Annotated in this window: 20 protein-coding genes, 1 tRNA gene and 1 other RNA gene; 17 read left to right on the top strand and 5 right to left on the bottom strand. The window is 66.7% G+C overall.

Annotated elements, in window-relative coordinates; translation table 11 throughout:
• Positions 1-14 precede the first annotated feature (14 nt).
• From moaC to E3T41_RS09310, 3 genes are read right to left on the bottom strand one after another with little or no spacing between them, the layout of a single operon-like run.
• Positions 15-530 (bottom strand): cyclic pyranopterin monophosphate synthase MoaC, encoded by a 516-nt coding sequence (gene moaC, locus E3T41_RS09300; RefSeq protein ID WP_092448269.1) that lies wholly within the window; start codon positions 528-530, stop codon positions 15-17.
• Positions 527-1,951, bottom strand: a complete 1,425-nt coding sequence (gene glp / locus E3T41_RS09305) for a gephyrin-like molybdotransferase Glp (RefSeq protein WP_134478241.1) — start codon at positions 1,949-1,951, stop codon at positions 527-529. Before glp ends, moaC begins: the two co-directional genes overlap by 4 nt.
• On the bottom strand, positions 1,948-3,255 hold the full coding sequence (locus E3T41_RS09310; protein WP_092448267.1) for a ThiF family adenylyltransferase: 1,308 nt from the start codon (positions 3,253-3,255) through the stop codon (positions 1,948-1,950). The genes glp and E3T41_RS09310 overlap by 4 nt, the downstream gene beginning before the upstream one ends.
• Positions 3,256-3,571: 316 nt before the next feature.
• Here E3T41_RS09310 and E3T41_RS09315 point away from each other — a divergent pair, with 316 nt between their 5' ends.
• The 5 genes from E3T41_RS09315 to E3T41_RS09335 all read left to right on the top strand — a co-directional run bounded on the left by E3T41_RS09315 (position 3,572) and on the right by E3T41_RS09335 (position 7,428).
• The gene (locus tag E3T41_RS09315; protein WP_092448266.1) at positions 3,572-3,976 is read left to right on the top strand and encodes a molybdopterin-binding protein; all 405 of its coding nucleotides are present in this window, start codon (positions 3,572-3,574) and stop codon (positions 3,974-3,976) included.
• Complete coding sequence (gene modA / locus E3T41_RS09320) at positions 3,973-4,770, top strand: molybdate ABC transporter substrate-binding protein (protein ID WP_134478243.1); 798 nt, start codon at positions 3,973-3,975, stop codon at positions 4,768-4,770. The genes E3T41_RS09315 and modA overlap by 4 nt, the downstream gene beginning before the upstream one ends.
• 277 nt (positions 4,771-5,047) lie before the next feature.
• A complete protein-coding gene (locus tag E3T41_RS09325) occupies positions 5,048-5,830 on the top strand; it encodes an ABC transporter permease (RefSeq protein ID WP_092448264.1) in 783 nt (260 codons plus the stop codon).
• Positions 5,827-6,960, top strand: a complete 1,134-nt coding sequence (locus E3T41_RS09330; RefSeq protein WP_134478245.1) for a sulfate/molybdate ABC transporter ATP-binding protein — start codon at positions 5,827-5,829, stop codon at positions 6,958-6,960. Before E3T41_RS09325 ends, E3T41_RS09330 begins: the two co-directional genes overlap by 4 nt.
• 177 nt (positions 6,961-7,137) lie before the next feature.
• Positions 7,138-7,428, top strand: coding sequence for a hypothetical protein (locus E3T41_RS09335; RefSeq protein ID WP_233194968.1), 291 nt, complete (start codon positions 7,138-7,140; stop codon positions 7,426-7,428).
• Here the strand turns inward: E3T41_RS09335 and E3T41_RS09340 are convergent.
• Positions 7,409-8,446, bottom strand: a complete 1,038-nt coding sequence (locus tag E3T41_RS09340) for a LacI family DNA-binding transcriptional regulator (RefSeq protein ID WP_092448261.1) — start codon at positions 8,444-8,446, stop codon at positions 7,409-7,411. The two genes, E3T41_RS09335 and E3T41_RS09340, sit on opposite strands and share 20 nt — an antisense overlap.
• Before the next feature lie 214 nt (positions 8,447-8,660).
• Here E3T41_RS09340 and E3T41_RS09345 point away from each other — a divergent pair, with 214 nt between their 5' ends.
• The 7 genes from E3T41_RS09345 (at position 8,661) to E3T41_RS09375 (ending at position 14,716) form a co-directional block, all read left to right on the top strand.
• Positions 8,661-9,698, top strand: a complete 1,038-nt coding sequence (locus E3T41_RS09345) for an asparaginase (RefSeq protein WP_134478249.1) — start codon at positions 8,661-8,663, stop codon at positions 9,696-9,698.
• 19 nt (positions 9,699-9,717) lie between these two features.
• Entirely contained in the window at positions 9,718-10,608 is an 891-nt protein-coding gene (locus E3T41_RS09350) for a polysaccharide deacetylase (protein WP_092448260.1), read from the top strand.
• On the top strand, positions 10,605-12,011 hold the full coding sequence (locus tag E3T41_RS09355; protein WP_092448259.1) for an MFS transporter: 1,407 nt from the start codon (positions 10,605-10,607) through the stop codon (positions 12,009-12,011). Before E3T41_RS09350 ends, E3T41_RS09355 begins: the two co-directional genes overlap by 4 nt.
• On the top strand, positions 12,004-12,768 hold the full coding sequence (locus tag E3T41_RS09360; protein ID WP_104131743.1) for an SDR family NAD(P)-dependent oxidoreductase: 765 nt from the start codon (positions 12,004-12,006) through the stop codon (positions 12,766-12,768). Before E3T41_RS09355 ends, E3T41_RS09360 begins: the two co-directional genes overlap by 8 nt.
• A gap of 13 nt (positions 12,769-12,781) precedes the next feature.
• Positions 12,782-13,501 carry an SDR family NAD(P)-dependent oxidoreductase gene (locus E3T41_RS09365; protein WP_092448257.1) on the top strand — a complete coding sequence of 240 codons (720 nt, stop codon included), beginning with the start codon at positions 12,782-12,784 and terminating at the stop codon, positions 13,499-13,501.
• 30 nt (positions 13,502-13,531) lie between these two features.
• Positions 13,532-13,891 (top strand): hypothetical protein, encoded by a 360-nt coding sequence (locus E3T41_RS09370; protein WP_134478251.1) that lies wholly within the window; start codon positions 13,532-13,534, stop codon positions 13,889-13,891.
• Between the two features lie 312 nt (positions 13,892-14,203).
• On the top strand, positions 14,204-14,716 hold the full coding sequence (locus E3T41_RS09375) for a DinB family protein (protein WP_134478253.1): 513 nt from the start codon (positions 14,204-14,206) through the stop codon (positions 14,714-14,716).
• 105 nt (positions 14,717-14,821) lie between these two features.
• On the opposite strand, the gene E3T41_RS09380 is transcribed toward E3T41_RS09375, so the two are convergent.
• Positions 14,822-14,909: transfer RNA gene (locus E3T41_RS09380), tRNA-Ser, on the bottom strand.
• A 107-nt stretch (positions 14,910-15,016) separates the two neighbouring features.
• On the opposite strand from E3T41_RS09380, the gene ffs reads away from it, so the two are divergent.
• The 5 genes from ffs (at position 15,017) to E3T41_RS09405 (ending at position 24,713) form a co-directional block, all read left to right on the top strand.
• An RNA gene (gene ffs, locus E3T41_RS09385) (signal recognition particle sRNA small type) lies at positions 15,017-15,113 on the top strand.
• A 299-nt stretch (positions 15,114-15,412) separates the two neighbouring features.
• Complete coding sequence (locus E3T41_RS09390; protein ID WP_241991108.1) at positions 15,413-17,863, top strand: phosphoketolase; 2,451 nt, start codon at positions 15,413-15,415, stop codon at positions 17,861-17,863.
• 227 nt (positions 17,864-18,090) lie between these two features.
• Positions 18,091-20,307, top strand: coding sequence for a phosphate acetyltransferase (pta, locus tag E3T41_RS09395; protein WP_092448455.1), 2,217 nt, complete (start codon positions 18,091-18,093; stop codon positions 20,305-20,307).
• A complete protein-coding gene (locus E3T41_RS09400) occupies positions 20,304-21,509 on the top strand; it encodes an acetate/propionate family kinase (RefSeq protein WP_092448253.1) in 1,206 nt (401 codons plus the stop codon). The genes pta and E3T41_RS09400 overlap by 4 nt, the downstream gene beginning before the upstream one ends.
• A gap of 207 nt (positions 21,510-21,716) precedes the next feature.
• Complete coding sequence (locus E3T41_RS09405; RefSeq protein WP_241991102.1) at positions 21,717-24,713, top strand: DNA polymerase III subunit gamma and tau; 2,997 nt, start codon at positions 21,717-21,719, stop codon at positions 24,711-24,713.
• Position 24,714 lies beyond the last annotated feature (1 nt).

Here is a 24,714-nt window from a genome sequence, read left to right on the forward strand (position 1 = left end):
GAGGGAGCATCCGCTTAGCCTTGGCTGCGCAGCCAGTCGCCGGACTTGCCACCACTCTTGGAGAGCAGACGCACGTTCTCGATCGTGACGGACTTGTCGAGGCCCTTGACCATATCGACGATGGCGAGAGCCGCGACCGAGACGGCGGTGAACGCCTCCATCTCGACGCCGGTGCGGTCTGCGGTGCGCACGGTCGCGGTGATGCTCACCCGGTCATCCTCGACGATCAGGTCGACGACGGCGCCGTGCACGCCGATGACGTGGGCGAGGGGGAGCAGGTCGGCGGTCTTCTTGGCGCCCTGGATTCCGGCGATGCGGGCCACGGCGAGCACATCGCCCTTGGGAGCCGTGCCGTCGCGGAGCGCCGCGATCACCGTGGCACCGCAGCGCACGAAGCCCGCCGCGGTGGCACTGCGAACGGTCGGAACTTTGTTGGTGACGTCGACCATGCGGGCTTGTCCGGCCGAGTCGAGGTGGGTGAACGGCTGGGTGGGCACTGTCGCGTCGGGAATATCGGTGGTGTGCGTCATGATGACAGCATGACAGTGATGAGGTCGCCGCCGCGAACGTGAGTCGTGTCTTCGGACACGATGGCAAGACCAGTTGCCTGCGCCAGCCCGGCGACGAGGTGCGAACCCGACCCGCCGCGGGAGGCCGGGCGCACCTCGATGTGGGTTCCGTCTCGGGTTCCGTCGGTGTCGGTGTCAGTCCCGGTCTCGGTTCCAGAATCGGTACGGTGCGTGACGATGACGGGCATGTACTGGGCGCGTCCGGGTGGGGAATTCCAGCCGTCGGCGACGGTCGCCGTGATGGTGCGGCGGTGCAGCTCCGGGTGCCCGAGCAGGCGGCGCAGCGCGGGGCGCACGAACACTTCGAACGACACGTAGGCGCTGACCGGGTTGCCGGGCAGGGCGAAGATGAGCGGTCCGGGCACGTTTTCGGTAGCGGGCCAGCGTCCGAACCCCTGGGGCTTGCCGGGTTGCATCTTCACCGGTCCGAAGTGCACGGTGCCGAGGGGTTGTAGTACGGCTTTGACCACGTCGTACGCTCCGACACTGACGCCGCCGGAGAGCACGATCACGTCGACCGTTCCGGCCAGGTCGGTGAGCAACGCGCGCAACGTGTCGTCGTCGTCGGGCACGGCGCCCACCCGAATGGCAACGCCGCCGGCTTCGGTGACGGCCGCCGCCAGCAGAAAGGAATTGGAGTCGGGAATCTGACCGCGCCGGGTCGGGCTGCCGGGGGTGACGAGTTCGCTGCCGGTGGAGATGACCGCGACGCGCGGCGCCGGGTGCACCAGCACAGAGCTGGTTCCGGCGCTCGCCGCTGCGGCGACCCGGGTCGGCCAGAGCACGCTTCCCGCGCCCAGCACGCGGTCCCCGGCGTGGGCGTCTTCGCCGGCGCGGCGCACGTGCGCTGCGGCCGTGGGAGCGCGCACGATGGTGACCCGGTCGGTGCCCTGGTCGGTGTCTTCGATCGGAACGACGGCATCCGCTCCGTCGGGAATCGGCGCGCCCGTCATAATGCGCGCGACTTGCCCGGGCATCAGGTGTGGGTTCTCGGCGGTGCCGGCGGCCAGGTCGGCGACGACGGGCAGGTTGATCGGGTTCTGCGCCGAGGCGCCGAGCAGATCGGCGCGGATAACGGCGTAGCCGTCCATCGCGGAGTTGTCGAACGGAGGAGTATCGGTCGCTGACAGCACGTCCTCGGCGAGCACCAGGCCGCGCGCGGCGTCGAGCGGCACGCGCACCGGCACCAGCGGCTTCAGGTCGGCCAGAATCACCGCCAGTTGTTCGGCGACGGTGCGAGCGGATGCGGCCGGCGCGCAGGCATCCGCTCTGTCGGAATGCGTGTGGTCGCGATGAGCGGCGTGCGCGCCTTCAGCCTGCGCAGGTCGAACCAAGAATTCGTTTGGCACGGCCGTCGCGCCGGGCAGATTCGTCTCGGTCATCGGCTAGTTGTGGCTGTCGGGCTGGCGGGCGCTGCCCTGTTATCCGGAGCCGACGCGTGGCGCCCGGTCGGAGTCGGCTCGAGGGACGGCCAGCGGCTGCCGATGCCGGGCGCGCGTCCGGCCGTGACGAGGTCGTCCCAGGCCACGATCCCGCCGGTGAGCACGGAGACGTCGGTGAATCCGGCCTCGCGGAGCGCGGCAGCAGCGCGCGCGGCTCGCCCCCCGGCGTGGCAGTGCACGATCAGCGGAGTCTCCACCGGGAGGGCGGCCCGGCCGGTATCGGAGAGTACCCCGTCGGTGAGGAGCTCGCCGAGCGGCAGTAGTCGGGCCGTCGGAATGGAACTCTCGGCATTCTCGTTCGGCTCGCGCACGTCCAGCACGAGAAAGTTGTCGTTTCCGGCGCGTTGGGCCTCGAGACGTTCCACGAGTTCGGCACCCGAAACCTCGGCGGTATTCTCTGCGGCGACGCGGGCGGTTTCGGCCGCGAGCTCGGCCGCGACCTCGGCAGCGGTCGGCTCGGCGGCGATGCCGGTTCCGACCAATGGAATCTCGCTGAATCGGCCGGACAGGGCATCGATCACGAGCACCCGGCCGATCAGCGGGGAGCCGATTCCGGTGATGAGTTTGATGGTTTCGGTCGCCATGAGCGATCCGACCTGGCCGCAGAGAGCGCCGAGCACGCCGGCATCGGCGCAGTTGGGCACTTCACCGTCGGCCGGCGGTGTCGGAAACAGATCGCGCAGGTGCACTCCGGTGACGCCTGAGCTCGCCGGCGGCGTGGCCCAGAACACCGAAAGCTGGGCATCGAATCGCAAAACGGATGCCCACACCAGCGGCAGTCCGAGCCGCGCGCAGGTGTCGTTCACGAGGAACCGGGTCGGAAAGTTGTCGGTGCCGTCGATGACCACGTCGTAGCCGCCCAGGATCTCGGCGGCGTTATTCGCGACCAGACGCTCGGCGTGCCGAACGACGGTGGTCTCCGGGGCGATCTCGGCGATACGCTCGGCGGCGCTGTCTACCTTGGGGCGACCGACATCCGCTTGACCGTGAACGATCTGGCGCTGGAGGTTGCTCGGTTCCACGTCGTCGCCATCGACGATACCGATGGTGCCGACGCCCGCTGCCGCGAGGTAGAGCAGCGCGGGGGAGCCGAGCCCGCCGGCGCCGAGCACGAGAACCCGAGCGTTGGCGAGGCGGCGCTGGCCGAGTTCGTTGAGCTGGGGGAGGCGGCGCTGGCGAGCGGTCCGCACGGATTCGGATGCGCTGAGGCGGTCAACGGGCTCAACGAGGGGAGGAATGGCCATGGCTTAACGCTAGGCGTTGCGCGGCCCCTCGGCCACCCATCCCGCGCGCTCTCCTCTGCCTTCCCATCCGTCCAGCGTGATGTCACGAACCCCATCCGTCCCGGGTCGCCGGCGCCTAACTCCTGCAATTTCTCGCTCCCGGCAGTGCGATGCCCGTATTTACGGGGGATTGGCCGACCGCCGCGATCAATTTGCAGGAGTTATGCCCCGGTGGTCGGGCTCACTCGGTGGCTTCCTGAATTAGCCACGGCCGATCGCGAAGACAGGGCCCCAGACAGCGGGTCAAAACCGCAGATACGGTGCTATCGTGCAATTCATGACGCAATATCGGATCAGTGAGGCCGCCGAGCTGCTCGGCGTTAGTGACGACACCGTGCGCCGCTGGGTCGACGGTGGCCGTCTCGTGGCGGATGCCGATGCATCCGGTCGCCTCGCGGTTGACGGAGCGGCGCTCGCCGCCTTCGCCGTCGACCAGGCGAGCACCCCGGCAGACCCGTCGAGCGTGGGCCGCAGCGCCCGCAACCGCTTCGTCGGCATCGTCACGGCCATCACCATGGACACGGTCATGGCTCAGGTCGAGCTGCAGTGTGGCCCGCACCGCGTCGTCTCGCTCATGTCGAGCGAGGCCGTGCGCGAACTCGGGCTCGAGGTAGGGTCGCTCAGCGTTGCCGTGATCAAGGCCACCAATGTGATCGTCGAAACTCCGGGACGGATGCCGTGACCCGCCTCCCCCAGGCCCTCGCCGTTCTGGCCGTGCTCGCCCTGGCCCTCACCGGTTGTGCACTCTCGACCGCCACAGATACCGGGGCAACCGACTCGGCTGCCGCGGGCACTGATCTCGAGTCCCAAACTCTGAGTGTTTATGCCGCCGCGTCGCTCACCGGCGCCTTCGACGAACTCGCGACACTGCTCGAGCAGCAGAATCCGGCCGTCGATGTGCAGCTCACCTACGACGGATCTTCCACCCTCGCCACCCAGATCGCCGCCGGCGCCCCGGCCGACGTGTTCGCGAGCGCCGACCAGAAGAACCTGCAGCCGCTGACCGACGACGGGCTCGTCGGCCCGGCCACCGTGTTCGCCGGCAACACCCTGCGCATCGCGGTCACACCGGGCAACCCGCTGCAGATCGACACCCTCGAAGATCTGGCCCGCCCCGGCGTGATCACCGTGCTGTGCGCGGCGCAGGTGCCGTGCGGTGCGGCAGCCGCTGCCCTGCTCGCCAACGCCGGTGTCACTCTCACGCCCGCCAGCGAGGAACAGAATGTGACGGCCGTCGTTACCAAAATCGCCGGCGGCGAAGCGGATGCCGGCCTCGTCTACGCGACGGATGTCGCCGCCAACCCCGGCCGCATCGACGGCCGGACCCCGGCCGGAGCCGACGCGGTCATCGGGCACTATCCGATCGCGGTCGTGGCGGGCAGCGCGCACGCCGAGGCGGCCCAAGCTTTCGTTGACCTCGTGCTCTCGCCGGCGGGGCAGTCCGTGCTCGCCGCTCACGGATTTCTCGCCCCGTGAGCGTTTCATGCCGACCGGGCCTGGGCCCGGAAACCGGGCCCAGGATAGAACATGGGCCCACCGACCGGGCCCGGGCCCGGAACGGGAGAAACCTCCCGCGGCACATCGCAGGCTGCGACGAAACGGCAACCGTTCGCGGATACGGGATCGCCCGCCTGGGCCCACCTTATGCAACCCGGCCCATGATCGAACATGGGCCCGCTTTCCGGGCCCGGGACCGGAAAGCAATGCTCAGACACGTCACGCCCTCTGGCCCGAGCACCGGGCACGGTCGCGCATGATTCCGCGCCTGCTCTACCTGCCCGCGAGCATCGGCCTCGCCCTGCTCGTGCTGCCGCTCGCCGGCCTGCTGTTCAAGGTCGACTGGCCCCGCCTCCCCTCCCTGCTCCTCTCGCCGGAAGCCCTGCAGCCGCTGGGGCTCTCGCTCGCGACGGCATCCGTTTCGACGCTGCTCTGCCTGCTGTTCGGCGTGCCGCTCGCCGTCGTTATCGCCCGGTCGCGGCCGCGGGTAGCCGGTCTGCTGCGCGCACTCGTGACCGTGCCGCTCGTGCTGCCGCCACTGGTCGGCGGCATCGCGCTGCTCTCCCTGCTCGGACGCGGCGGCGTGCTCGGCAGCACCCTCGAACTGGTCGGGCTGCGCATTCCGTTCACGACCGCGGCCGTCGTCCTCGCGCAGACCTTCGTGGCCCTGCCGTTTCTCGTGATCGCCGTCGAGGGCGCGCTGCGCACCGCCGGCACCCGCTACGAGAGGGTCGCCGCGACCCTCGGCGCCCATCGCGGCACCGTCTTCGCCCGCATTACGCTGCCGCTTGTCGGCCCCGGACTACTGGCCGGCACCGTTTTGAGCTTCGCCCGCGCCCTCGGCGAATTTGGCGCGACCGCCCTATTCGCCGGCAACCAGGCCGGAGTCACCCGCACCATGCCGCTCGCCATCTACACGGCCTTCAACGGCTCGGGCGTCACGACCGACCAGGCCGTCGCCCTGTCGCTGCTGCTGATCGCGGTCGCCGTGATCATTCTCGTGCTGGTCGGAACCCGCCGAGCGAGCGTACTGTCGTGACCGCCGCCCTCTGCCAGGACGCCGCCACCGCAGTTCTCGCTGCGAACCTGCAGCTCACCCGAGGCTCGTTCACCCTCGATGTGCAACTCACGCTCGCGCCCGGCGAGGTGCTGGCCCTGCTCGGCCCGAACGGCTCGGGCAAATCGACGGTGCTCGATCTGCTCGCCGGACTCGCCACCCCCGACACCGGAACCGTCACCCTCGATGGTGTGACCCTCACCGCGTCCGGCCGGCTCGTGGCCCCCGAAAATCGCACTATCGGCCTGCTCGGACAAGAGCCCTTGCTCTTTCCTCACCTGAGCGCCCGGGCCAACGTGGCCTTCGCGTTCCGGGTCGGCGGAGCGCGACTGAAGACCGCCGAGGCTCGGGTGCAGGCCGACCGCTGGCTCGATCGGGTCGGGCTGGCCGGCCTCGGCAGCAGCTTGCCGGGCGCCCTCTCCGGCGGGCAGCAGCAGCGCGTCGCCCTCGCCCGAGCCCTCGCGGCCGGCCCGCGAGTGCTCCTGCTCGACGAGCCGATGGCTGCCCTCGACGCGGAAACAGCACCGTTCATCCGGCAACTCATCCGCGAGCAGCTTAGCGAAACGGGCACGAGCGCCATCATCGTCACCCACGACATCGTCGACGCCGTCGTGCTCGCCCACCGCGTCGCCGTGCTGCACCACGGCGCGCTCATCGACGAAGGCACGACCGCAGCGGTACTCGCGGCCCCGCAAAACCCCTTCGTTGCGGCGCTCGCCGGCGTCAATCTCGTGGTGGGCACCGCGCAGAACGGCGGGGTCGTCGCCCCAGACGGACGCACGTTCTGGGTGCGCCCAGCGGATGCCGCAGCCCTGTCGCCCACAACTCCCGCCTCTGCAACCCCCGGCGCAGAAGCCGCCGCGGCCGTCTTTCGCCCGGCATCCGTTGTCGTGCACACGGTACAGCCCCGTCACGCGAGCCCCCGCAACGTCTGGTCGGCCCGGGTCACCGGCATTGAGCCGGGCACCGGCGGGGTGCGCCTGCGCACGAGCGGCGACCCCGAGATCATCGCAGAACTCACCCCCGCCGCGGTTGCCGACCTCGGCCTGCAGGTGGGCTTGACGGTCTGGCTTTCGGTCAAGGCCACCGATGTGAGTGCCTACCGTCGCTAACGTTACATTCCGGACACCGGGGCGGCGATCAACGAGGAGAAAAAGAGTCGGTCACTGCTCCTAGGTATTTCAAGATGATGTGCCAAGGAGCGTCAACGTTGACGTGGCGACCATCCAAGGACCGGGGGCCCTCACTGTGTTCAAGAGAAGCTGATCGGGGCCGCGCCGATCGCTCCTTTGTCGTCATTTTCCCTCGGCGGTGAAGGCAAGAGCACGACGAGCGCCAACCTGGACATCGCCCTGTCTGACGCGGAAGCTCGCGTTCTGCTCGTCGACGCCAACCTGCGTCGCCCGAAGATCGCCGAATACATGAACGTCGAGGGCGTTGTCGGCTTCACCAATGTTTGCCAGCGAAGCGGATGCGACGGCATCTTGCCACCCACCGCCCCAGCCCCGCCCGGATGCACCTGTCTGGCCACCCTCACCGTTTTCGGGCAGTATCCGCCTTTTATCCCGCCACCCATGTGAAATCACTGCTGTCTCGCACGCACAAAACAGGAGCGAGTCGAACCGACTCCACGGCGTCTCCGTTCAGCACGCCGAGGAGCAACTTCACGGCGACCCGGCCGATGTCGAGCATCGGTGATCGCACCGACGACAGCGCGATGGGCAGTTGCGCGGCCAGCGACGTGTCATTGAATCCGACAATTGCCAGATCGCGGCCCACGTGCAATCCGTGAGAATTTGCCGCGCCCATGGCGCCGATGGCCGCGAAGTCGTTGACCGCGAAGATCGCACTGGGGCGAGGATGTGTGCCTCGCAGAATGCTATCCGCTGCGGTGTGCCCGCCCGTTGTGTCGAAGCGCGACCACACGATGGCGCCCTCGGGGATCGTTCCGCCGAGCGAGCGAAACCGGGAGACGAAGCCGTGCGTGCGATCGACTGCAGTACTGGCGTAGGGTTCACCAGCGATGATGGAAACATCGCGGTGGCCCTGGTCCCACAGGTGCTGCGCCACCAGAGCTCCGCCAAGGGTGTCATCGCAGGTTGCTGACGCAAAACCGGCAATGGCGCGGTTCATGAGCACGAAAGGCACCTTGCGTTCGGTGAGCTCGTCGAGAATATTGCCGTCAAGGTGCGCGTCACCGATGATGAGGCCGTCTACTCGCCGAGACAGCATGATTTCCATCTTGCGCCGCTGTATCAATGTATCGTCGCGAGAGTTCATGACGAATGTGGAGTAGTTGGCGTCGTCGGCTGCCTCGTCGATTCCTTCGTACATAACCGCAAGCACGAGGTCGGAAAGACGCGGAACGATAACTCCGAGAAGATGCGTGCGCCGCGTGCGCAGACTCGTAGCTTGGGGGTCGGGGGAGTAGCCCACCTTCTTGGCGAGGTCACGCACACGTTGGGCCGTGACCGGCGCGGCGGCGCCGCGTGCCGTGTCAGCTTTCCCGTGCAGGATCCGTGACACGGTCGACGGGTGTAGGCCGAGTTCGGCGGCCAGATCTTTCAGGGTGACGGACCCCGGTCTGATGCCTGTCATTTCGCTGTCTCCAGTTTCCGTTATCCGAGAAAGCCGGATGCGAAGCTTGACTTGCTTGTGGATCTCATTCTATAGTTTTACCACCTCACTACCCAAACGATTGGGTAGTGAACGTTACGTACCCGCAATGACGCGTGCAGTCGGCCGAAACATTGGGTATTTACTCTTGCATCAAGAAACCCAATCGTTTGGGTACCGACCTCCGGAGAAAATAATGACAGATCGTGCCGGCACCCACGTGGTGTTGCTGGCGACCGGTGGAACCATCTCGTCGCGCGCCCGCTCTGCGGAAGGTGGCGCCGCGGTTGCCGCCGACGCCGGTGCAGAAGTTCTCGGCGGTCTGGCCACAGCCCCGGCCTACCCCGTGCGGGTCGTCGACGTCGCCTGTGAGGGATCCTACCTGCTCACTCTCGTTGACATGATCGCGATCTGCGCGCAGATCAAGATTGCCCTCGCCGACCCATCGGTGCGGGGGGTCGTCGTCACGCACGGCACTGACACGATGGAAGAGACCGCCTACCTGGCCGACCTCACCCACGACCACGTAAGCCCGGTCGTCTTCACCGGGGCGCAGAAATCCGCCGACGCCGCCGACCCCGACGGTCCCGGCAACCTCGCCGATGCCATCGCGGTCGCTGGATCACCCGCGGCAGCAGGCCTCGGCGTGTTGATCGTTTTCGCCGGCGAGATATTCCCCGCCCGCGGCGTGCGCAAAGCACAGACCTTCGCACTCCATGCCTTCACCAACCCCGACTTTGGCTCGGCCGGTTCCCTGACCGCCACCGGTGACGTCGTAATCACCCGCCAGGACCAGCGGATGCCCCCGCTCCCGCTCCCGCCCCTCCCGCCCCGCCAGGCCAGACGCGTCGACGTGGTGTCTGCCTATCCGGGGGCGGACGGGATCTTGCTGCAGGCATCCGTGGCTGCCGGGGCCAGCGGAATCGTGTTGCAAGCGACGGGAAGCGGCAACGGCAACCCCGCCCTGTGCGTCGCCGTCGCCGCCGCCGCCGCGGCCGGCACCGTCGTGGTGACGAGCACCCGGGTGAGTGCCGGCCCGGTCATCCCGGTCTATGGCGCCGGCGGAGGACGAGACCTCGTCGCGGCCGGTGCCATCCCCACTGGCCTGCTGCGGCCCTCACAATCGCTGATTTTGCTCAGCCTTCTGCTGCAGCTCGATCGCAACCGTGACGAGATCGCCGCCGCGTTTGCCCTGTACGGGGCAGCCATCACCGAGTCCGACCAAATTTGTTAGTGCAACGAAAGGCACAGATATGAAAAAAGATATCCAGATTGCATTTGGAGTAGACGTCGACGCTGTCGCAGGCATGCTCGGTTCCTACGGCGGCGAAGATTCCCCGTGCGACATCTCCCGCGGCATGTTCAGCGGCGAGGTCGGTGGGCCGCGTCTTATTCGCCTGTTCGACAAGTACGACTTGCCCGCTACCTGGTTCGTTCCAGGGCACTCCATCGAGACCTTTCCCGAGCTCACCCGCATGATCGTTGCCGCGGGCCACGAGATGGGCGTGCACGGCTACTCCCACGAGAACCCGATCGCGATGACCCGCGAACAGGAGACCACGATCCTGGACCGATCCATCGAACTGATCGAAAACGTCTCCGGACGCCGCCCCACTGGGTATGTCGCCCCTTGGTGGGAATTCTCGTCGGTGACGAACGAAATTCTTCTCGAACGGGGCATCAAGTACGACCACTCGCTCATGCACAAGGACTTCGAGCCGTACTACGTGCGCGTCGGTGACAGCTGGAAAAAGATCGACTACGCCCAGAACGCTCAAACCTGGATGGAGCCGCTCGTGCGCGGCACCGAGACTGACCTGGTCGAGATTCCCGCCAACTGGTACCTCGATGACCTGCCCCCCATGATGTTCATCAAGGCCGCCCCCAACTCGCACGGTTTCGTGAACCCACGCGATATCGAACAGATGTGGAAAGACCAGTTCGACTGGGTCTACCGCGAAATGGATCAGGCCGTCTTCACGATGACGATCCACCCCGACGTCTCCGGACGCCCGCAAGTGCTCCTCATGCTCGAGCGCCTCATCGAGCATTTCAACTCCCACGAAGGCGTCAGCTGGAACACCTTCGACCAGATTGCAGATTCGTTCCTCGCCCGTTCCCCCCGAAAGGTTCCCTCCGTATGAAACTGAAATCTCCCACCCTCGATCTCACGGCGGCGACCGTCAACGAGAAACGTCGCTTTCCCGCCTTCACCGTGAAGCAGACCCGCACCGCCACGATTCTGGCGCTGTTGGCCTGGACCGTTGCCGTCTTCGACTACGGACTGTTCGGCACGCTTCTGCCCGCCATGCAGGAATCCTTCGGCTGGACCGCGCCGGAAGCCTACGCGATCAACACCTGGATCGCCGTGGGCACCGCGATCGTCTGCTTCGGCGTCGGTCCGGTCATCGACCGCCTCGGACGACGCAAGGGCATGATGGTCACCGTCGGTGGCACGGCCATCGTCTCCGGCCTCACCGCCATCATCCCCACCGGAATGGCCTTCCTCAGCAGTGGGTTGCTCGTGATCGTTCGATCATTTGGCGGTCTGGGCTTCTCCGAGCAGGCCGTCAACGCGACCTACATGAACGAGGTCTACCAGGTCACCGAAGACGAGAAGAAGCGCAAGCGCCCGGGCCTGAGCTACTCCTTTATTCAGGGCGGCTGGCCGCTCGGCTTTCTGCTCGCCAGTGCGCTCGCCCTGGCTTTTCTTCCGACCTTCGGCTGGCGTGCACTGTATTTGATGGCCACCATCCCCGCAGCGCTCATCGTATGGGCCATCGCACGCAAGCTCAAAGAAACTCCTCAGTTCGAGCTGCACAGTGAACTCACCCGACTCGAGAAGGCCGGGCGCACCGAAGAAGCCCACCTGCTCGCCGGGTCGTACGGCGTCGAGCACTCCTCGACCGCACCACTCAAGCTCATCTGGGAGCCGAAGCTGCGCCGTAACACGATCGTGTTCTCGCTCGCCTGGATCTTCAACTTCATGGGCATCATGATCTTCAGCATTCTGGGAAGCTCCGTTCTTAAGAACGCCAAGGGTATTGAACTCTCCGATGCCTTCTGGATGCTCATCATCATCAACGCCCTGGCCTACTTCGGCTACGTGTTCCACGGGTGGCTCGGCGACAAGATCGGCCGCAAGCGCACCATCATCAGCGGCTGGATCCTCGCATCGGTCGCCTTCACCATCATGTTGAGTCCCCTCGCGAACAGCCCCGTGACCATCGTTGCGAGCTTTGGTGCTGGCCTTTTCTTTCTGGTGGGCCCGTACGCAGCTATTCAGTACTTCATGGCCGAGTGCTACCCGGTGAGCTGCCGCGCCACCGGCACCGCGTTCATCGGCGCGATGAGCCAGCCCGGCATCGTCCTCGGCGGCGCGCTATTCACCGCCGTCGCCGCCGGAGCCAACACGGGAACCGCCGCGCTCTGGGTCGGCGCCCTGGGCACCCTCATCTCGGGTGTGCTCATGATCGCCGCCAAACCCATGGCAGAAGCTCCCCTCGCTATCGCACCGGAAAACGAGCTGAAAACCCAGCGTGCCTGAACCCCGCGTCGCAATAATTACCGGAGCCGCCAGCGGTATCGGCCGGGCCCTCGCCGTGCACTACGCCGGCGAGGGGGTGCGCAGCATCATCGGTACCTTCCCGGGCGACCCGCACGACCCGCAGGAAACACTGCGGCTGGTGCGCGCCGTCGGTGGCGAAGCCGTCGTGCACGAAGTTGACGTGCGAAGCACGGCATCCGTTGACGCTTTCGCCCAACGAGCGGTAGACGAATACGGCCGCCTCGACTACGCCGTCGCCAACGCGGGCATTCTGCGTCATTCATCCCTCGCCGACATGACGGATGCCCGGTGGACCGACATGCTCGATGTCGACCTCACTGGTGTCCTGCGCACACTGCGTGCCGGAGCCGAACGCATGACCGAGGGCGGCGCCATGGTGGCGGTGTCCTCGATCGCCGGCGCGGTCTACGGGTGGGAGGGCCATGCCCACTACGCGGCGGCGAAAGCCGGCGTGCTCGGTTTGATTCGCAGTGTGGCTGTTGAACTGGGGCCGCAGGGCATCCGGGCCAATGCGGTCATTCCCGGTCTCATCGAAACTCCGCAGTCACTCGACCCGGTAAATTCGCTGGGACCGGACGGCCTCGCACGAGCCGGCAAGGACATCCCCTGGGGTCGGGTGGGTACGCCGGCAGAAGTGGCCAGTGTTATCGCGTTTCTCACTTCTTCGCAGGCCGGGTACGTCACCGGGCAGTCCCTCATCGTTGATGGCGGACTCACCGTGAAAATGCGCGCATAGATATGGAACAGAAATGACCCCGCACCATCGCGCGTCCACCGGCCGCGGAGTCGTCGTCACCGGCGGCAGTAGTGGAATCGGGCGGGCGATCGCCGAAGCGTTTGTCGCCAACGGTGACCGCGTGGTCATACTCGATCGCGCGGGCACCGACATTGACGCGATCAACGTTGACGTGTCGCAGGAAGACAGCGTGCGCACGGCCTTCGCGACCGCTCGCCAACGGCTTGGCACCATTGACGTTCTGGTGAACAGTGCCGGTCTGCTCACCGAGTCACCACTGCAAAACATGACACTCGCCATGTGGAACGAGACTCTCTCGGTCGACCTCACCGGGGTGTTCCTGTGCTGCCGGGAGGTGGTGGGGGAGATGCGCCAACAGAAATGGGGCCGCATCATCAATATCGCTTCCCAGCTCGCCATCAAGGGCGGCACCGGCCTGAGCCACTATTCGGCGGCCAAGGCCGGGGTCGTGGCGCTGACTAAATCGCTGGCGCTCGAAGTTGCCAGCGACAACGTGCTCGTCAACAGCATCGCTCCCGGCCCGATCGAGACCCCGCTCGTGCAGGGGATCTCCGAAGATTGGAAGATTGCCAAGCGCGCCGAATTGCCGCTTCGGCGTTTCGGCGTTGCGGCCGAAGTCGCCCCCACGGCGCTGCTGCTTGCGAGTGAGCCCGGAGGAAACCTCTATGTAGGGCAGACCCTCGGGCCCAACTCCGGCGACGTGATGCAGTAACTCGGGCCGTCAGGTCAGTCAGGAAAAAAAATGTGCGGAGCATGCGGCACGACGGTCTACCCTGACCCGGTGATGGGCAACGAACACACCCTCAGAAATCGCATTCTGGTGGCGCAAACGGTGTCCGCCGTGTGTGCCGGCGTGCCCGGCGCACCCCGCATCGCGGCGCTCGCCGCTGGATGGTCGGTGACCAGCGCCACCGGCTCGATCTCGTTGTGCCACACCGTTGCTGACATCTGGCGTGCGCTCCCCGTCCGAAGTGCGTCGGTGCTGCAGCACGCGCTCGAGGTGAGGGCGCTCACCGAAGGGTCCGTGGGCCTTTCGGCGCGCGTCGTTGCCCTCGGGCTCGACCTGACGCGGCAGCGCTTGCTCGTTGGCTCGCCTCGCTGATCGACGTTGCGACTAGCCTGAGCAACGCACCAGCCGCCGCGAGGGCGACCCGCCCATCGCCGACGAGTGCGAGCTGCCCCTCGCTGGGCCACGCAAACCCGCGCCGCCCTCCTGATCTCCGGGCAGACGGCCCGAATAATAGGGCGGGGCGTTGTTTCTCACGTGAGCCCGAGGCACGAAGCTTTAGGCTTGCGCCACGCAAACTGGTGTCGTCGGAGGTGGCAACAACCCGCGGTTCAGCGGATGCGTATGAGTCCCGGCGGGATCGCGGAATAGCGCGGGGGTACGGTGGCAGAACGACTAAGGAGAGCCATGACCCCGTCCGAACTGCTCATCGAAGAGTTTTCCCGTATCCAGGGATACGTAGGTGCGACCCTGAAAAACACGACCGTCGCCACCCTCACGTATCGAGCGGATGCCGACGCCAACACGATCGCCTGGCTCATCTGGCACCTGTCCCGCGTGCAGGACGACCACTTCGCCGACCTCGCAGGCACCGCGCAGGTGTACACCGGGCAGGGCTGGGCTGAACGATTCGACCTTCCGTTCGGGCCGACGGCCACCGGCTATGGCCACACCTCGGCCGATGTCGCGGCCGTTCGCGCCGACGCTGAACTGCTTGTCGGCTACTACGACGCCGTGCACACCGCGACCGTGGCGTACCTGGGCACCCTCGTCGAGGCCGATCTCGACCGGGTCATCGACGAATCCTGGACCCCCGCCGTCACCGTCGGCGTGCGCCTCGCGAGTGTGCTCTCTGACGACCTGCAGCACGCCGGCCAGGCAGCCTTCGTGCGCGGTCTCGCCGACCGCGCTGACGCCTGACCTGTTCGTCATCCAACACGCTGCAGTGGATCTTTGGCGGAGAATGGGGGATTCGAACCCTGCGAGTGGGGTTTGTGCGTCACCCAACACGCTGTACTACAAGTCTGGCGGAGAATGGGGGATTCGAACCCCCGAGGGCTTTCACCCAACACGCTTTCCAAGCGTGCGCCATAGGCCACTAGGCGAATTCTCCTGGCCGCCGTTCAATAAAGCAACGGCACCACAGAATCTTACCTGTTTCCAGCGGATGCTGCCGCCACCCTCGGTTGGTGCAGTCTCGTCGCGTGCCCTAAACTGAGGGTCGGCTCCTCGCGTGGCGCCACCCAGGCCAATTCCCCCAGGACGGAAACGTAGCAAGGGTAACCGGGCTCTGGCGGGTGCGCGAGGAGTCTTTTTCATACCCAACGCGCAAGGGTACCCGGGGCTGTGCCCCTGTTCCGAGGTGCGCGAGGCGTCTTTTTCATACCCAACGCGCAAGGGTACCCGGGGCTGTGCCCCTGTTCCGAGGTGCGCGAGGAGTCCTTTTTGGCCCCACCAGCATCCGCTTTCGCGTAATGAGCGTGAAATCCGCGTGAACGCTCGCGGGTCGGGACCTTTGGCCCTGCGCTGTGCCGCCACGGATCAATAGGATTAAGGCAGCGCGGCTATGTCGCCGCACCACACTGCGGAGGACCAATGAGCCACGATTCCGGCACCATGCCCTGGCCTACACGCGCGCCGAAACCGCTCAGTGCAGCGGCGTTGGATAGCATCGACGCCTGGTGGCGGGCCGCGAACTACCTCGCCGTCGGCCAGATCTACCTGCTCGGCAACGCCCTGCTCACCGAGCCGCTCACCCGCGATCACGTGAAGCCGCGCCTGCTCGGCCACTGGGGCACCACGCCCGGCCTCAACTTTCTCTACGCACACCTGAACCGCGCGATCGCCGAACGCAGCCAGAGCACCATCTACATCACCGGCCCCGGCCACGGCGGCCCCGGCATGGTCGCCAACGCCTACCTCGACGGCACCTACACCGAGGTCTACGCCGACATTGAGCAGAACACCGCCGGCGTGCAGAAACTGTTTCGCCAGTTCTCCTTCCCCGGCGGCATCCCCAGCCACGCCTCGCCCGAGCTGCCCGGATCCATCCACGAGGGCGGCGAACTCGGCTACGCCCTGAGCCACGCCTACGGTGCCGCGTTTGACAATCCGAACCTGCTCGTGGCCGCGGTGATCGGGGACGGCGAGGCCGAAACCGGCCCGCTCGCCACCAGCTGGCACTCCAACAAATTCATCGACCCGCTGCAGGACGGCGTCGTGCTGCCCATTTTGCACCTCAACGGGTACAAAATCGCCAACCCCACCGTGCTCGCCCGCATCCCCGAAGACGAGCTGCAGGACCTCATGCGCGGCTACGGTCACACTCCATATCTGGTGAGCGGCGGCTTCGACGGCGAAGACCCGATGCTCGTGCACGCCCGCATGGCCGAGACCCTCGACCTGGTGCTCAACCAGATCGCCGAGATCAAGGCCGCAGCCGCTCAGGCCGCCACCAACAACGAGGATTTCGCCCGCCCACGCTGGCCCATGATCATCCTCCGCACCCCCAAGGGCTGGACCTGCCCCGCCCGTATCGACGGCGTTCAGGTTGAGAACACCTGGCGCGCCCACCAAGTTCCGCTGGCAAACGCCCGCGACACCCCGGCGCACACGGCCCTGCTCGAACAGTGGATGCTGTCCTACCGCCCCGCAGATCTGTTCGACCAAGACGGTGCTCCCGTGAAACAGATCACTGACCTCGCCCCACAAGGCGACCTGCGCATGAGCGCCAACCCGATCGCCAACGGCGGAGTGCTGCGCCGCGACCTGCACCTGCCCGACTTCCGTGATTTCGCCGTGGACGTGCCGCAGCCGGGTGCAACGCGGAATGAGGCGACGCGCGTGCTGGGCGGCTACCTGGCCGAGGTCATCCGCTTGAACCCGGATAACTTTCGCATCTTCGGACCCGACGAAACCGCCTCGAACCGGCTCGCCCCGCCGGTCTACGAGGTCACCGACAAGCAGTGGAACGCCGAGATCCGGCCCGGCGACACCAACCTCGCCCGGGCCGGCCGCGTGATGGAGATGCTGAGCGAACACCAGTGCCAGGGCTGGCTCGAGGGCTACCTGCTCACCGGGCGGCACGGGCTGTTCAACTGCTACGAGGCGTTCATTCACATTGTGGATTCGATGTTCAACCAGCACGCCAAGTGGCTCAAGGTGACGGCCGAGATCCCGTGGCGGGCGCCGATCGCGAGCCTCAACTACCTGCTCAGCTCGCACGTCTGGCGGCAGGATCACAACGGGTTCAGCCACCAGGACCCCGGTTTCATCGACCACGTCGTCAACAAGAGCGCCGACGTGGTGCGGGTTTACCTGCCCTTCGACGCCAATACCCTGCTCAGTACCTACGACCACTGCCTGCGCAGCGTCAATTATGTGAACGTCGTCGTGGCGGGCAAGCAGCCGGCGCCGAACCTGCTCACCATGGACGAGGCCGTCGCGCACTGCACCCGCGGACTTGGCATCTTCGACTGGGCTGGCACCGAACTTGCCGGTCAGGAGCCGGATGTCGTGCTCGCCGCCGCCGGTGACGTGCCGACGCTCGAGGTGCTCGCCGCCGCCGAGATTCTGCGCGAGAACCTGCCCGAGCTCAAGGTGCGGGTCGTGAACGTCGTCGACCTCATGCGGCTGCAGTCGGCGGAGGACCACCCGCACGGCCTGAGCGACAGCGCCTTCGACGCCGTCTTCACGCCCGACAAGCCGATCATTTTCGCCTATCACGGGTATCCGTGGCTGATCCATCGGCTCACCTACAAGCGTCACGGCCACGACAACCTGCATGCCCGCGGCTACAAAGAGAACGGCACCACGACGACCCCGTTCGACATGGTCATGCTCAACGACCTCGATCGATATCACCTCGTCATGGACGTCATCGACCGCACCCCCGGCCTCGCCGCCCGCGCCGGCCTGCTCCGGCAGCGGATGCAGGACGCCCGCCTGGCCGCGCGCCAATACACCCGAGACCACGGCGAAGACGTTCCCGCCATCACCGACTGGTCCTGGTCTTCCCAAGCGGATGCCGCTCCCCGCGCCGCCTCGACCGGCAGCGACAATGTCTAACCCAGCACTGCTCCGGCCCCCACCCGCGCGCGGGACGCCACCTGTCGTTGGTCGAGCTTGACGACCGCCATCGCCCAGCGCTGGCCGTCTGCGGAACCCCGCCATCCGCGCAGGCTAACTCAACTCAACCGCAATCGACCCACCCAAACTCGGTATAGCGTGGGTCACGACTTACCTCTATGATCTCGCCGACGCACTCCCACTCCGAATAAGCTTGAATGGACACCGTGGCTCGAAGCATCTATATCACCAGCGCAGAAGGCAATACCGGCAAGTCGACGATCGCCCTCGGCGTGCTCGACACACTCACCCACCTCGTGGAGCGGGTGGGTGTGTTCCGCCCGGTCGCCCGCACTGCGACCGAGCCCGACTACGTCGTCGAGCTTCTCCTCCGGCACCTGCAGGCGAACGCCGGCCCCGGCGCTGCCGCCGGACAAACCTACGAGCAGAGCATCGGTGTCAGTTACGACGACGTCAACACCGATCCAGACGCCGCCCTGGCCCGCATCGTTGCGCGGTACAAAGCGGTCGAGGTCAACTGCGACACGGTCGTCGTCATCGGCAGTGATTACACCGACGTCGGCAGCCCCACTGAACTCGCCTTCAACGCGCGCATCGCGGCCAATCTCGGCGCCCCCGTGCTGCTCGTGCTCGGTGGCCGAGTCGGCCCGGGCGAGGGCGAACGCCTCGGTCAGAGCGACGCCCGCTCGTCCGTGGACATCGCCCAGCAGACCGACGTGGCGCTGGCGGAATTGCGCGACGAACACGCATCCGTTTTGGCGATCATCATCAATCGGGCCGACGAGAACGCGCTGCCGGCCATTATTGACGCGGTGCGAGTCACCACCAATGCCCAGCCGGCGCGGTCCGGCGGCGCTTTCGGCGTGCCGATCTGGGCCATTCCCGAAGACCCGTACCTCGTCGCACCGAGCATGCAGAGCATCATGGAGGCCACCGAGGGCACCCTGATCAAGGGCGACCCTGCCCTGCTGGCCCGTGAGGCGCTCGGCGTCGTCGTGGCCGCAATGTCGATGGTCAACGTGCTGCCGCGCCTGATTCAGGGCGCCGTCGTCGTTGTGCCGGGCGACCGCGAAGACGTGCTGCTGGCCGTGCTGCTGGCCAACGCCTCCGCAACCTTCCCGTCGATCGCCGGCATCGTGCTCAATGGCGGCTTCGAGCTGCCCGAGGCGATCCAACGGTTGATGGAAGGCCTCGCCCCCTCGCTCCCGATCATCAGAACCTCACTCGGCTCGTACGACACGACTATGCGCATAACGCGCGCCCGTGGACGCCTCGCCGCCGACTCCCAGCGCAAGCACGACACCGCGCTGGCGTTGTTCGAGACTCACGTCGATGCATCCGCTTTGCTGGACCGGCTCGATGTGAGCCGCGCGGAGGTCGTCACGCCGCTCATGTTCGAGTACGCGCTGCTCGAACGCGCGCGCCAGAACCGTCAGCACATCGTGCTGCCCGAGGGTGAGGATGACCGCGTGCTGCGCGCCGCCGCGACCCTGCTGGCCCGCGACGTGGTCGAGCTGACCATCCTCGGTGAGGAATTCGAGGTGCGATCTCGGGCGATCGGCCTCGGCCTCGACATTTCCAAGGCCCACGTCGTCAGCCCGTACGACGATCTGCTGCGAATTAAGTTCGCCCACGAATATATGCAGTTGCGAGCACATAAGGGAATTTCGCTCGACCAGGCCAATGAAACCGTCACCGATGTGAGCTATTTCGGCACGATGATGGTGCAGCTGGGCCTCGCCGACGGCATGGTGTCTGGCGCGACGCACACCACAGCGCACACCATTCGGCCGAGCTTCGAGATCATCAAGACCCAGGTCGGCGTCGGCGTGGTGTCGAGCGTGTTCCTCATGGCGCTCGCCGATCGCGTGCTGGTCTACGGCGACTGCGCCGTCATTCCGGTACCGACGGCCGAGCAGCTGGCCGACATCGCCATCTCTGCCGCGGCGACGGCCGTGCAGTTCGGCATCGAGCCGCGCATCGCGATGCTGTCCTACTCCACCGGAACTTCCGGCGAGGGCGCCGACGTCGAAAAGGTGCGCTCCGCGACCGCCCTCGTGCGTGAGCGCCGACCCGATCTGCTGGTCGAGGGTCCGATTCAATACGATGCAGCAGCGGATGCCGCGGTCGCGGCCACCAAGATGCCCGGTTCCAACGTGGCTGGCCGCGCCACGGTGTTCATCTTTCCGGATCTCAACACCGGCAACAACACCTACAAGGCGGTGCAGCGCAGCGCGGGAGCCGTCGCGATCGGACCGGTGCTGCAGGGTCTGCGCAAGGCGATCAACGACCTGTCGCGCGGAGCCCTCGTGCAGGACATCGTCAACACCGTGGCGATCACCGCCATCCAGGCGGCCGGACTGACGGATGCCGCCGCCCTGGCGGCCGTAGTGGATGCGACGCCGGCTGGAGCCATTCGATGACCGCTGTTTTGGTCGTTAACTCGGGGTCGAGCTCCTTCAAATATCAGCTGATCGAGATGGACACCGAGACCACCCTCGCGAGCGGTTTGGTCGAACGTATCGGCGAGCTCATGGGGCACTCGTCCCATACGGTAACCGGCATAGACGACGCCGACGGCGCCAAGACCTGGCGTGAACTGCCCATTCCCGACCACACGGCGGGCTTCGCTGTCATGCTCGAGGCCTTTCACTCGCACGGCCCCTCGCTCGCCACCCATGCGCCGGTCGCGGTCGGCCACCGGGTCGTGCACGGAGGGGCTCGTTTTCACGAGCCGACCCTCGTCACACCGCAGGTGGAACGCGACATCGACGAGCTCTCCGGGCTCGCGCCGCTGCACAACCCGGGCGCGCTGCAGGGCATCGTGGCCGCTGAGATCGCTTTTCCCTCGGTGTCGCACGTGGCCATCTTTGACACGGCCTTTCACCAGACCCTCCCGCCCGAGGCGTTCACCTACGCGATCAACGTGGACCTGGCCGAGCGGTTCCGTATTCGTCGCTACGGGTTTCACGGTACGAGCCACAGCTTCGTCTCACGTGCCGCCGCGGAATTCGTCGAGCGTCCGCTGGCTGACCTGAACCAGATTGTGCTGCACCTCGGCAACGGCGCATCGGTGTGTGCGGTGCGCGGCGGCCGATCGGTGGAGACGAGCATGGGCATGACCCCGCTCGAGGGTCTCGTCATGGGCACCCGTTCGGGCGACATCGACCCGGGCGTGCTGTTTCACCTGCACCGTCGAGCCGGTCTCGACATGGACGAGCTCGACACCCTGCTGAACCGCGGAAGCGGGCTGATCGGCCTCACCGGTCGCGGCGACATGCGCGACGTGATCGTGGCGGCGGAGTCCGGTGATGGTCCGTCCCAGCTCGCCATCGACGTCTACGTGCACCGGCTCAAGCACTACGTGGGTGCCTACTTCGCCCAGCTGGGTCGGGTCGACGTGATCACGTTCACGGCGGGAGTCGGCGAGAACGACCCGATGCTGCGAGCGCGCGCGGTCGGTGAACTCGAGGCGTTTGGAATCCGGATCGACCCGGAGCGCAATGCCGCTGCGAATCGAGGTGCGCGGCGCATCTCGGCCGACGACTCTGCGGTCACCGTGCTCGTCATCCCCACCAACGAGGAGCTGGAGATAGCCCGCCAGACCCTCACCACGGTGCGCTAGCTGTACTGAGTCAGGTCACGATCAGCAGAAAGCAGAGAAATGTCACTGCGCTCAGGCCGATTTGACGCTGAACTGAACCTTAGCGCGCGCGATCTTCGCACTTAAGCACGCCCGGTCGCGCACGTCATCCGTGGGTGCGGGGGTCTTGACCTTCAGGCGGACGCCTGCGCGCGGCCGAGTGTCGGTTGCGGCAAGTACCATTAGAGCGTGGTTACCGCCCTGTATCGCCGCTATCGGCCAGAGACCTTTGCCGAGATGATCGGCCAGTCCCAAGTGACTGATCCGCTGATGACGGCGCTCCGCACCAACCGGGTGAATCACGCCTATCTGTTCAGCGGCCCGCGCGGCTGTGGCAAGACCACGAGCGCGCGCATCCTGGCCCGCTGCCTGAACTGCGCCGTGGGCCCCACCGACACTCCGTGCGGCGTCTGCCCGAGCTGCGTTGAGCTCGCCCGCGACGGCGGCGGGTCGCTCGACGTCGTCGAAATCGACGCGGCCAGCCATAACGGTGTCGACGATGCCCGCGATATTCGTGAGCGCGCTATCTTCGCGCCGGCCCGCGACCGTTACAAGATCTTCATCCTCGACGAGGCACACATGGTGACGCCGCAGGGCTTCAACGCGCTGCTGAAGATCGTCGAGGAGCCGCCGGAACACGTGAAGTTCATCTTTGCGACCACCGAACCCGAAAAGGTGATCGGCACCATCCGTTCGCGCACCCATCACTATCCGTTCCGGCTGGTGCCGCCGGGTCCGATGCTCGAATACGTGCAGCAGATGTGTGACGTCGAGAAGATGGTCGTCGCTCCGGGCGTGCTGCCGCTGGTCGTGCGCGCCGGCGGAGGCTCGCCGCGCGACACCCTGTCACTGCTCGACCAGCTCATGGCCGGGGCCGACGGTCAGTCCATTGAGTACGAGCGCGCCGTCGCCCTGCTCGGATACACGAGCGCCTCGCTGCTCGACGAAGCCGTCGACGCCATCGGAGCCCGCGATTCCGCGGCCGCGTTCGACGCCGTCGACCGGGTCATCCAGACCGGGCAAGATCCGCGCCGGTTCGTCGAAGACCTTCTCGAGCGGATGCGAGACCTCATCATCGTCGCGGCCACCAGCGTCGCGGGAGCTGCAGCGGTGCTGCGCGGGGTGCCGCAAGACGAGCTGGAGCGCATGAGCGTGCAGGCATCCGCTTTCGGGCCAGCCGAACTCTCGCGCACCGCCGATATTTTGAACGCCGCCCTCACCGAGATGAGCGGGGCAACCTCGCCGCGCCTGCACCTCGAACTGATGATCGCGCGCGCCCTGATTCCCGCGACCGATGACACAACCCGCGGCGCCCTCGCCCGGGTCGAGCGGCTCGAGCGTCGCATCGGGGTCGACGGGGTCGCTGCGTCGGCGCCCGCGCCCCGGTCGGCCAGTGGCGATCTCGGCAAGCTCGATCAGCGGGTGGGGGACCCGGTCGCGCCCGCGGCGGCACCGCAAGCTGGCGGCGTCGCCGCTCCCGGTGCTCAGTCGCCCTCCGCGCCAGGCTCTGCAACACCTGCCGCCTCCGCTCCCGACGCGACCTCGGCCGCGCGAGCAAACTCCGCGACGCCTCCTGCTCCGCTGGTCCAGCCTGTTGAAACCGCCATCCTGGGAACTCAGGGCGCCTCCGCGGCATCACCTTCCTCCGCGGGGCCCGCGTCATCTTCCGGTTCCGCCCCTTCCGCGGGCGCAGCACCTTCTTCGAGCTCTACGCCGGGCTCCTCGTCTGCCGCTTCCGGCGCGCCAGTAACCTCCGCGGCCTCACCCTCTCCGTTGGTCGAAATCTCGACAGGCTCGATCCAAGGCCTGCCCAACGAGACCGCCATCCCGGGGGCACCGGTCTCCCTGCAGCAGTTGAAAGACGCCTGGCCCGAAATTCTCGAGGCCGTGAAAACGGAAAAAACGACCGCGTGGCTCGTCGTCTACACCGCCCACGTGCTCAGCCTGAACGGTGACGTACTCGCGCTGTCGTTCCCGAGCGTTGCCGACGTTGACAGCTTCAAGCAGCAGAAGGTTCCAGGAATGGGAACGAGCGACTTCCTCCGCACCGCGATCGTCGCCGTGCTCGGCTTGCGCGTCAAGTTCATCGCCCGGGTCGATGCCGGCCGTGAAACGTCCTCGCCGAGCGCATCGTCCGGCGACTCGACGACCGTCGCCGCGGAGCCTGCGCCAGCGGTTCCCGCACCGAAACCGCCGGCAGCTTCCGTGCCGGCAACTTCCGTGCCGGCAGATTCCGGAGCCGACTCTGTGCCGAGCGCATCACCTGGGTCGACTGAGAACGCGGCCGACACAGCAGAATCCGCGCTCACCGATCCAGCCTCGACCGAGGCCGCGCAAGTCCGGTCGCCTGCTTCCGCGCCTGCGACCTCCGCGCCCTCTGCGTCTGCGTCCGGGGCTCCCGCGCCGGCTACTCCCACCGCTGCGCCTGCGGCTGCGGCTACTGCGGCATCCGCGACAGCGCCAGCTTCCACACCAGCAGGTGCCTCGCCCGTCGCCGCCTCGACCAGTGGGTGGGCGACCGTGGCGATTCCCGGCTCGCCCGACGGCCCGGCATTGCCTGCCCTCGTCGACGACACAACGGATGCCCCGGCACCCGCCAGTCCCGCGGCTCCGATATCAGACGTACCCGACGCGGCTTCGGTCTCGGCTTCCTCGTCGTCGTCAACTCCAGTCTCAGCGCCGTCTTCGCTCGCCGGCTCCGCGTCCCCGCGCCGCGACGAGCCGCCATTTGACGATGCGCCCCCGCCATTTGACGTCGACGACGACGCGCCGCCCGAAATGGACGCGCCCGCGGAGGAACGCGTGCCCGACTACGGGGCCGACGCCGAGTCATCCGCTTCGCAGCTGAGCTCGGGGCAGCCAAGCAGTGCAGGGCAGCAGGATTCGCGTCGCTCAGGCCAGCAGAACGCGGCTCACGCTCCCGGCCAGCCGAACGGCCAGCCGAACGGCCAGCGCAACGCTGGCCAGCCGAGCGTTCAGCAAAACCGCGGCCTGCAGTCTGCGCCAGTGCAGCGCCAGCACCCGAACGCATCCGGCCAGCGCGGAGCCGCGAAAGACCCGTCCCGCGCGCCGTCCTTCGCTGAGAAGCAGCGCTATGGTGAGGCCGTGGTACGCGAGATCCTGGGCGCGACCTTCATCGAAGAACAGCCGTACACCGCGGCGCCCCGAACCAGAAACGACCACTAAA

The sequence above is a fragment of the Cryobacterium sp. Hh38 genome (assembly GCF_004403235.1).
Classification (GTDB): Bacteria; Actinomycetota; Actinomycetes; order Actinomycetales; family Microbacteriaceae; genus Cryobacterium; species Cryobacterium levicorallinum.

Coding starts and splice junctions, on each gene's coding strand:
- moaC (WP_092448269.1), bottom strand. CDS start 530: ATGACGCACACCACCGATATTCCCGACGCGACAGTGCCCACCCAGCCG.
- glp (WP_134478241.1), bottom strand. CDS start 1,951: ATGACCGAGACGAATCTGCCCGGCGCGACGGCCGTGCCAAACGAATTC.
- E3T41_RS09310 (WP_092448267.1), bottom strand. CDS start 3,255: ATGGCCATTCCTCCCCTCGTTGAGCCCGTTGACCGCCTCAGCGCATCC.
- E3T41_RS09315 (WP_092448266.1), top strand. CDS start 3,572: ATGACGCAATATCGGATCAGTGAGGCCGCCGAGCTGCTCGGCGTTAGT.
- E3T41_RS09325 (WP_092448264.1), top strand. CDS start 5,048: ATGATTCCGCGCCTGCTCTACCTGCCCGCGAGCATCGGCCTCGCCCTG.
- E3T41_RS09340 (WP_092448261.1), bottom strand. CDS start 8,446: ATGACAGGCATCAGACCGGGGTCCGTCACCCTGAAAGATCTGGCCGCC.
- E3T41_RS09345 (WP_134478249.1), top strand. CDS start 8,661: ATGACAGATCGTGCCGGCACCCACGTGGTGTTGCTGGCGACCGGTGGA.
- E3T41_RS09350 (WP_092448260.1), top strand. CDS start 9,718: ATGAAAAAAGATATCCAGATTGCATTTGGAGTAGACGTCGACGCTGTC.
- E3T41_RS09355 (WP_092448259.1), top strand. CDS start 10,605: ATGAAACTGAAATCTCCCACCCTCGATCTCACGGCGGCGACCGTCAAC.
- E3T41_RS09365 (WP_092448257.1), top strand. CDS start 12,782: ATGACCCCGCACCATCGCGCGTCCACCGGCCGCGGAGTCGTCGTCACC.
- E3T41_RS09370 (WP_134478251.1), top strand. CDS start 13,532: ATGTGCGGAGCATGCGGCACGACGGTCTACCCTGACCCGGTGATGGGC.
- E3T41_RS09375 (WP_134478253.1), top strand. CDS start 14,204: ATGACCCCGTCCGAACTGCTCATCGAAGAGTTTTCCCGTATCCAGGGA.
- E3T41_RS09390 (WP_241991108.1), top strand. CDS start 15,413: ATGCCCTGGCCTACACGCGCGCCGAAACCGCTCAGTGCAGCGGCGTTG.
- E3T41_RS09400 (WP_092448253.1), top strand. CDS start 20,304: ATGACCGCTGTTTTGGTCGTTAACTCGGGGTCGAGCTCCTTCAAATAT.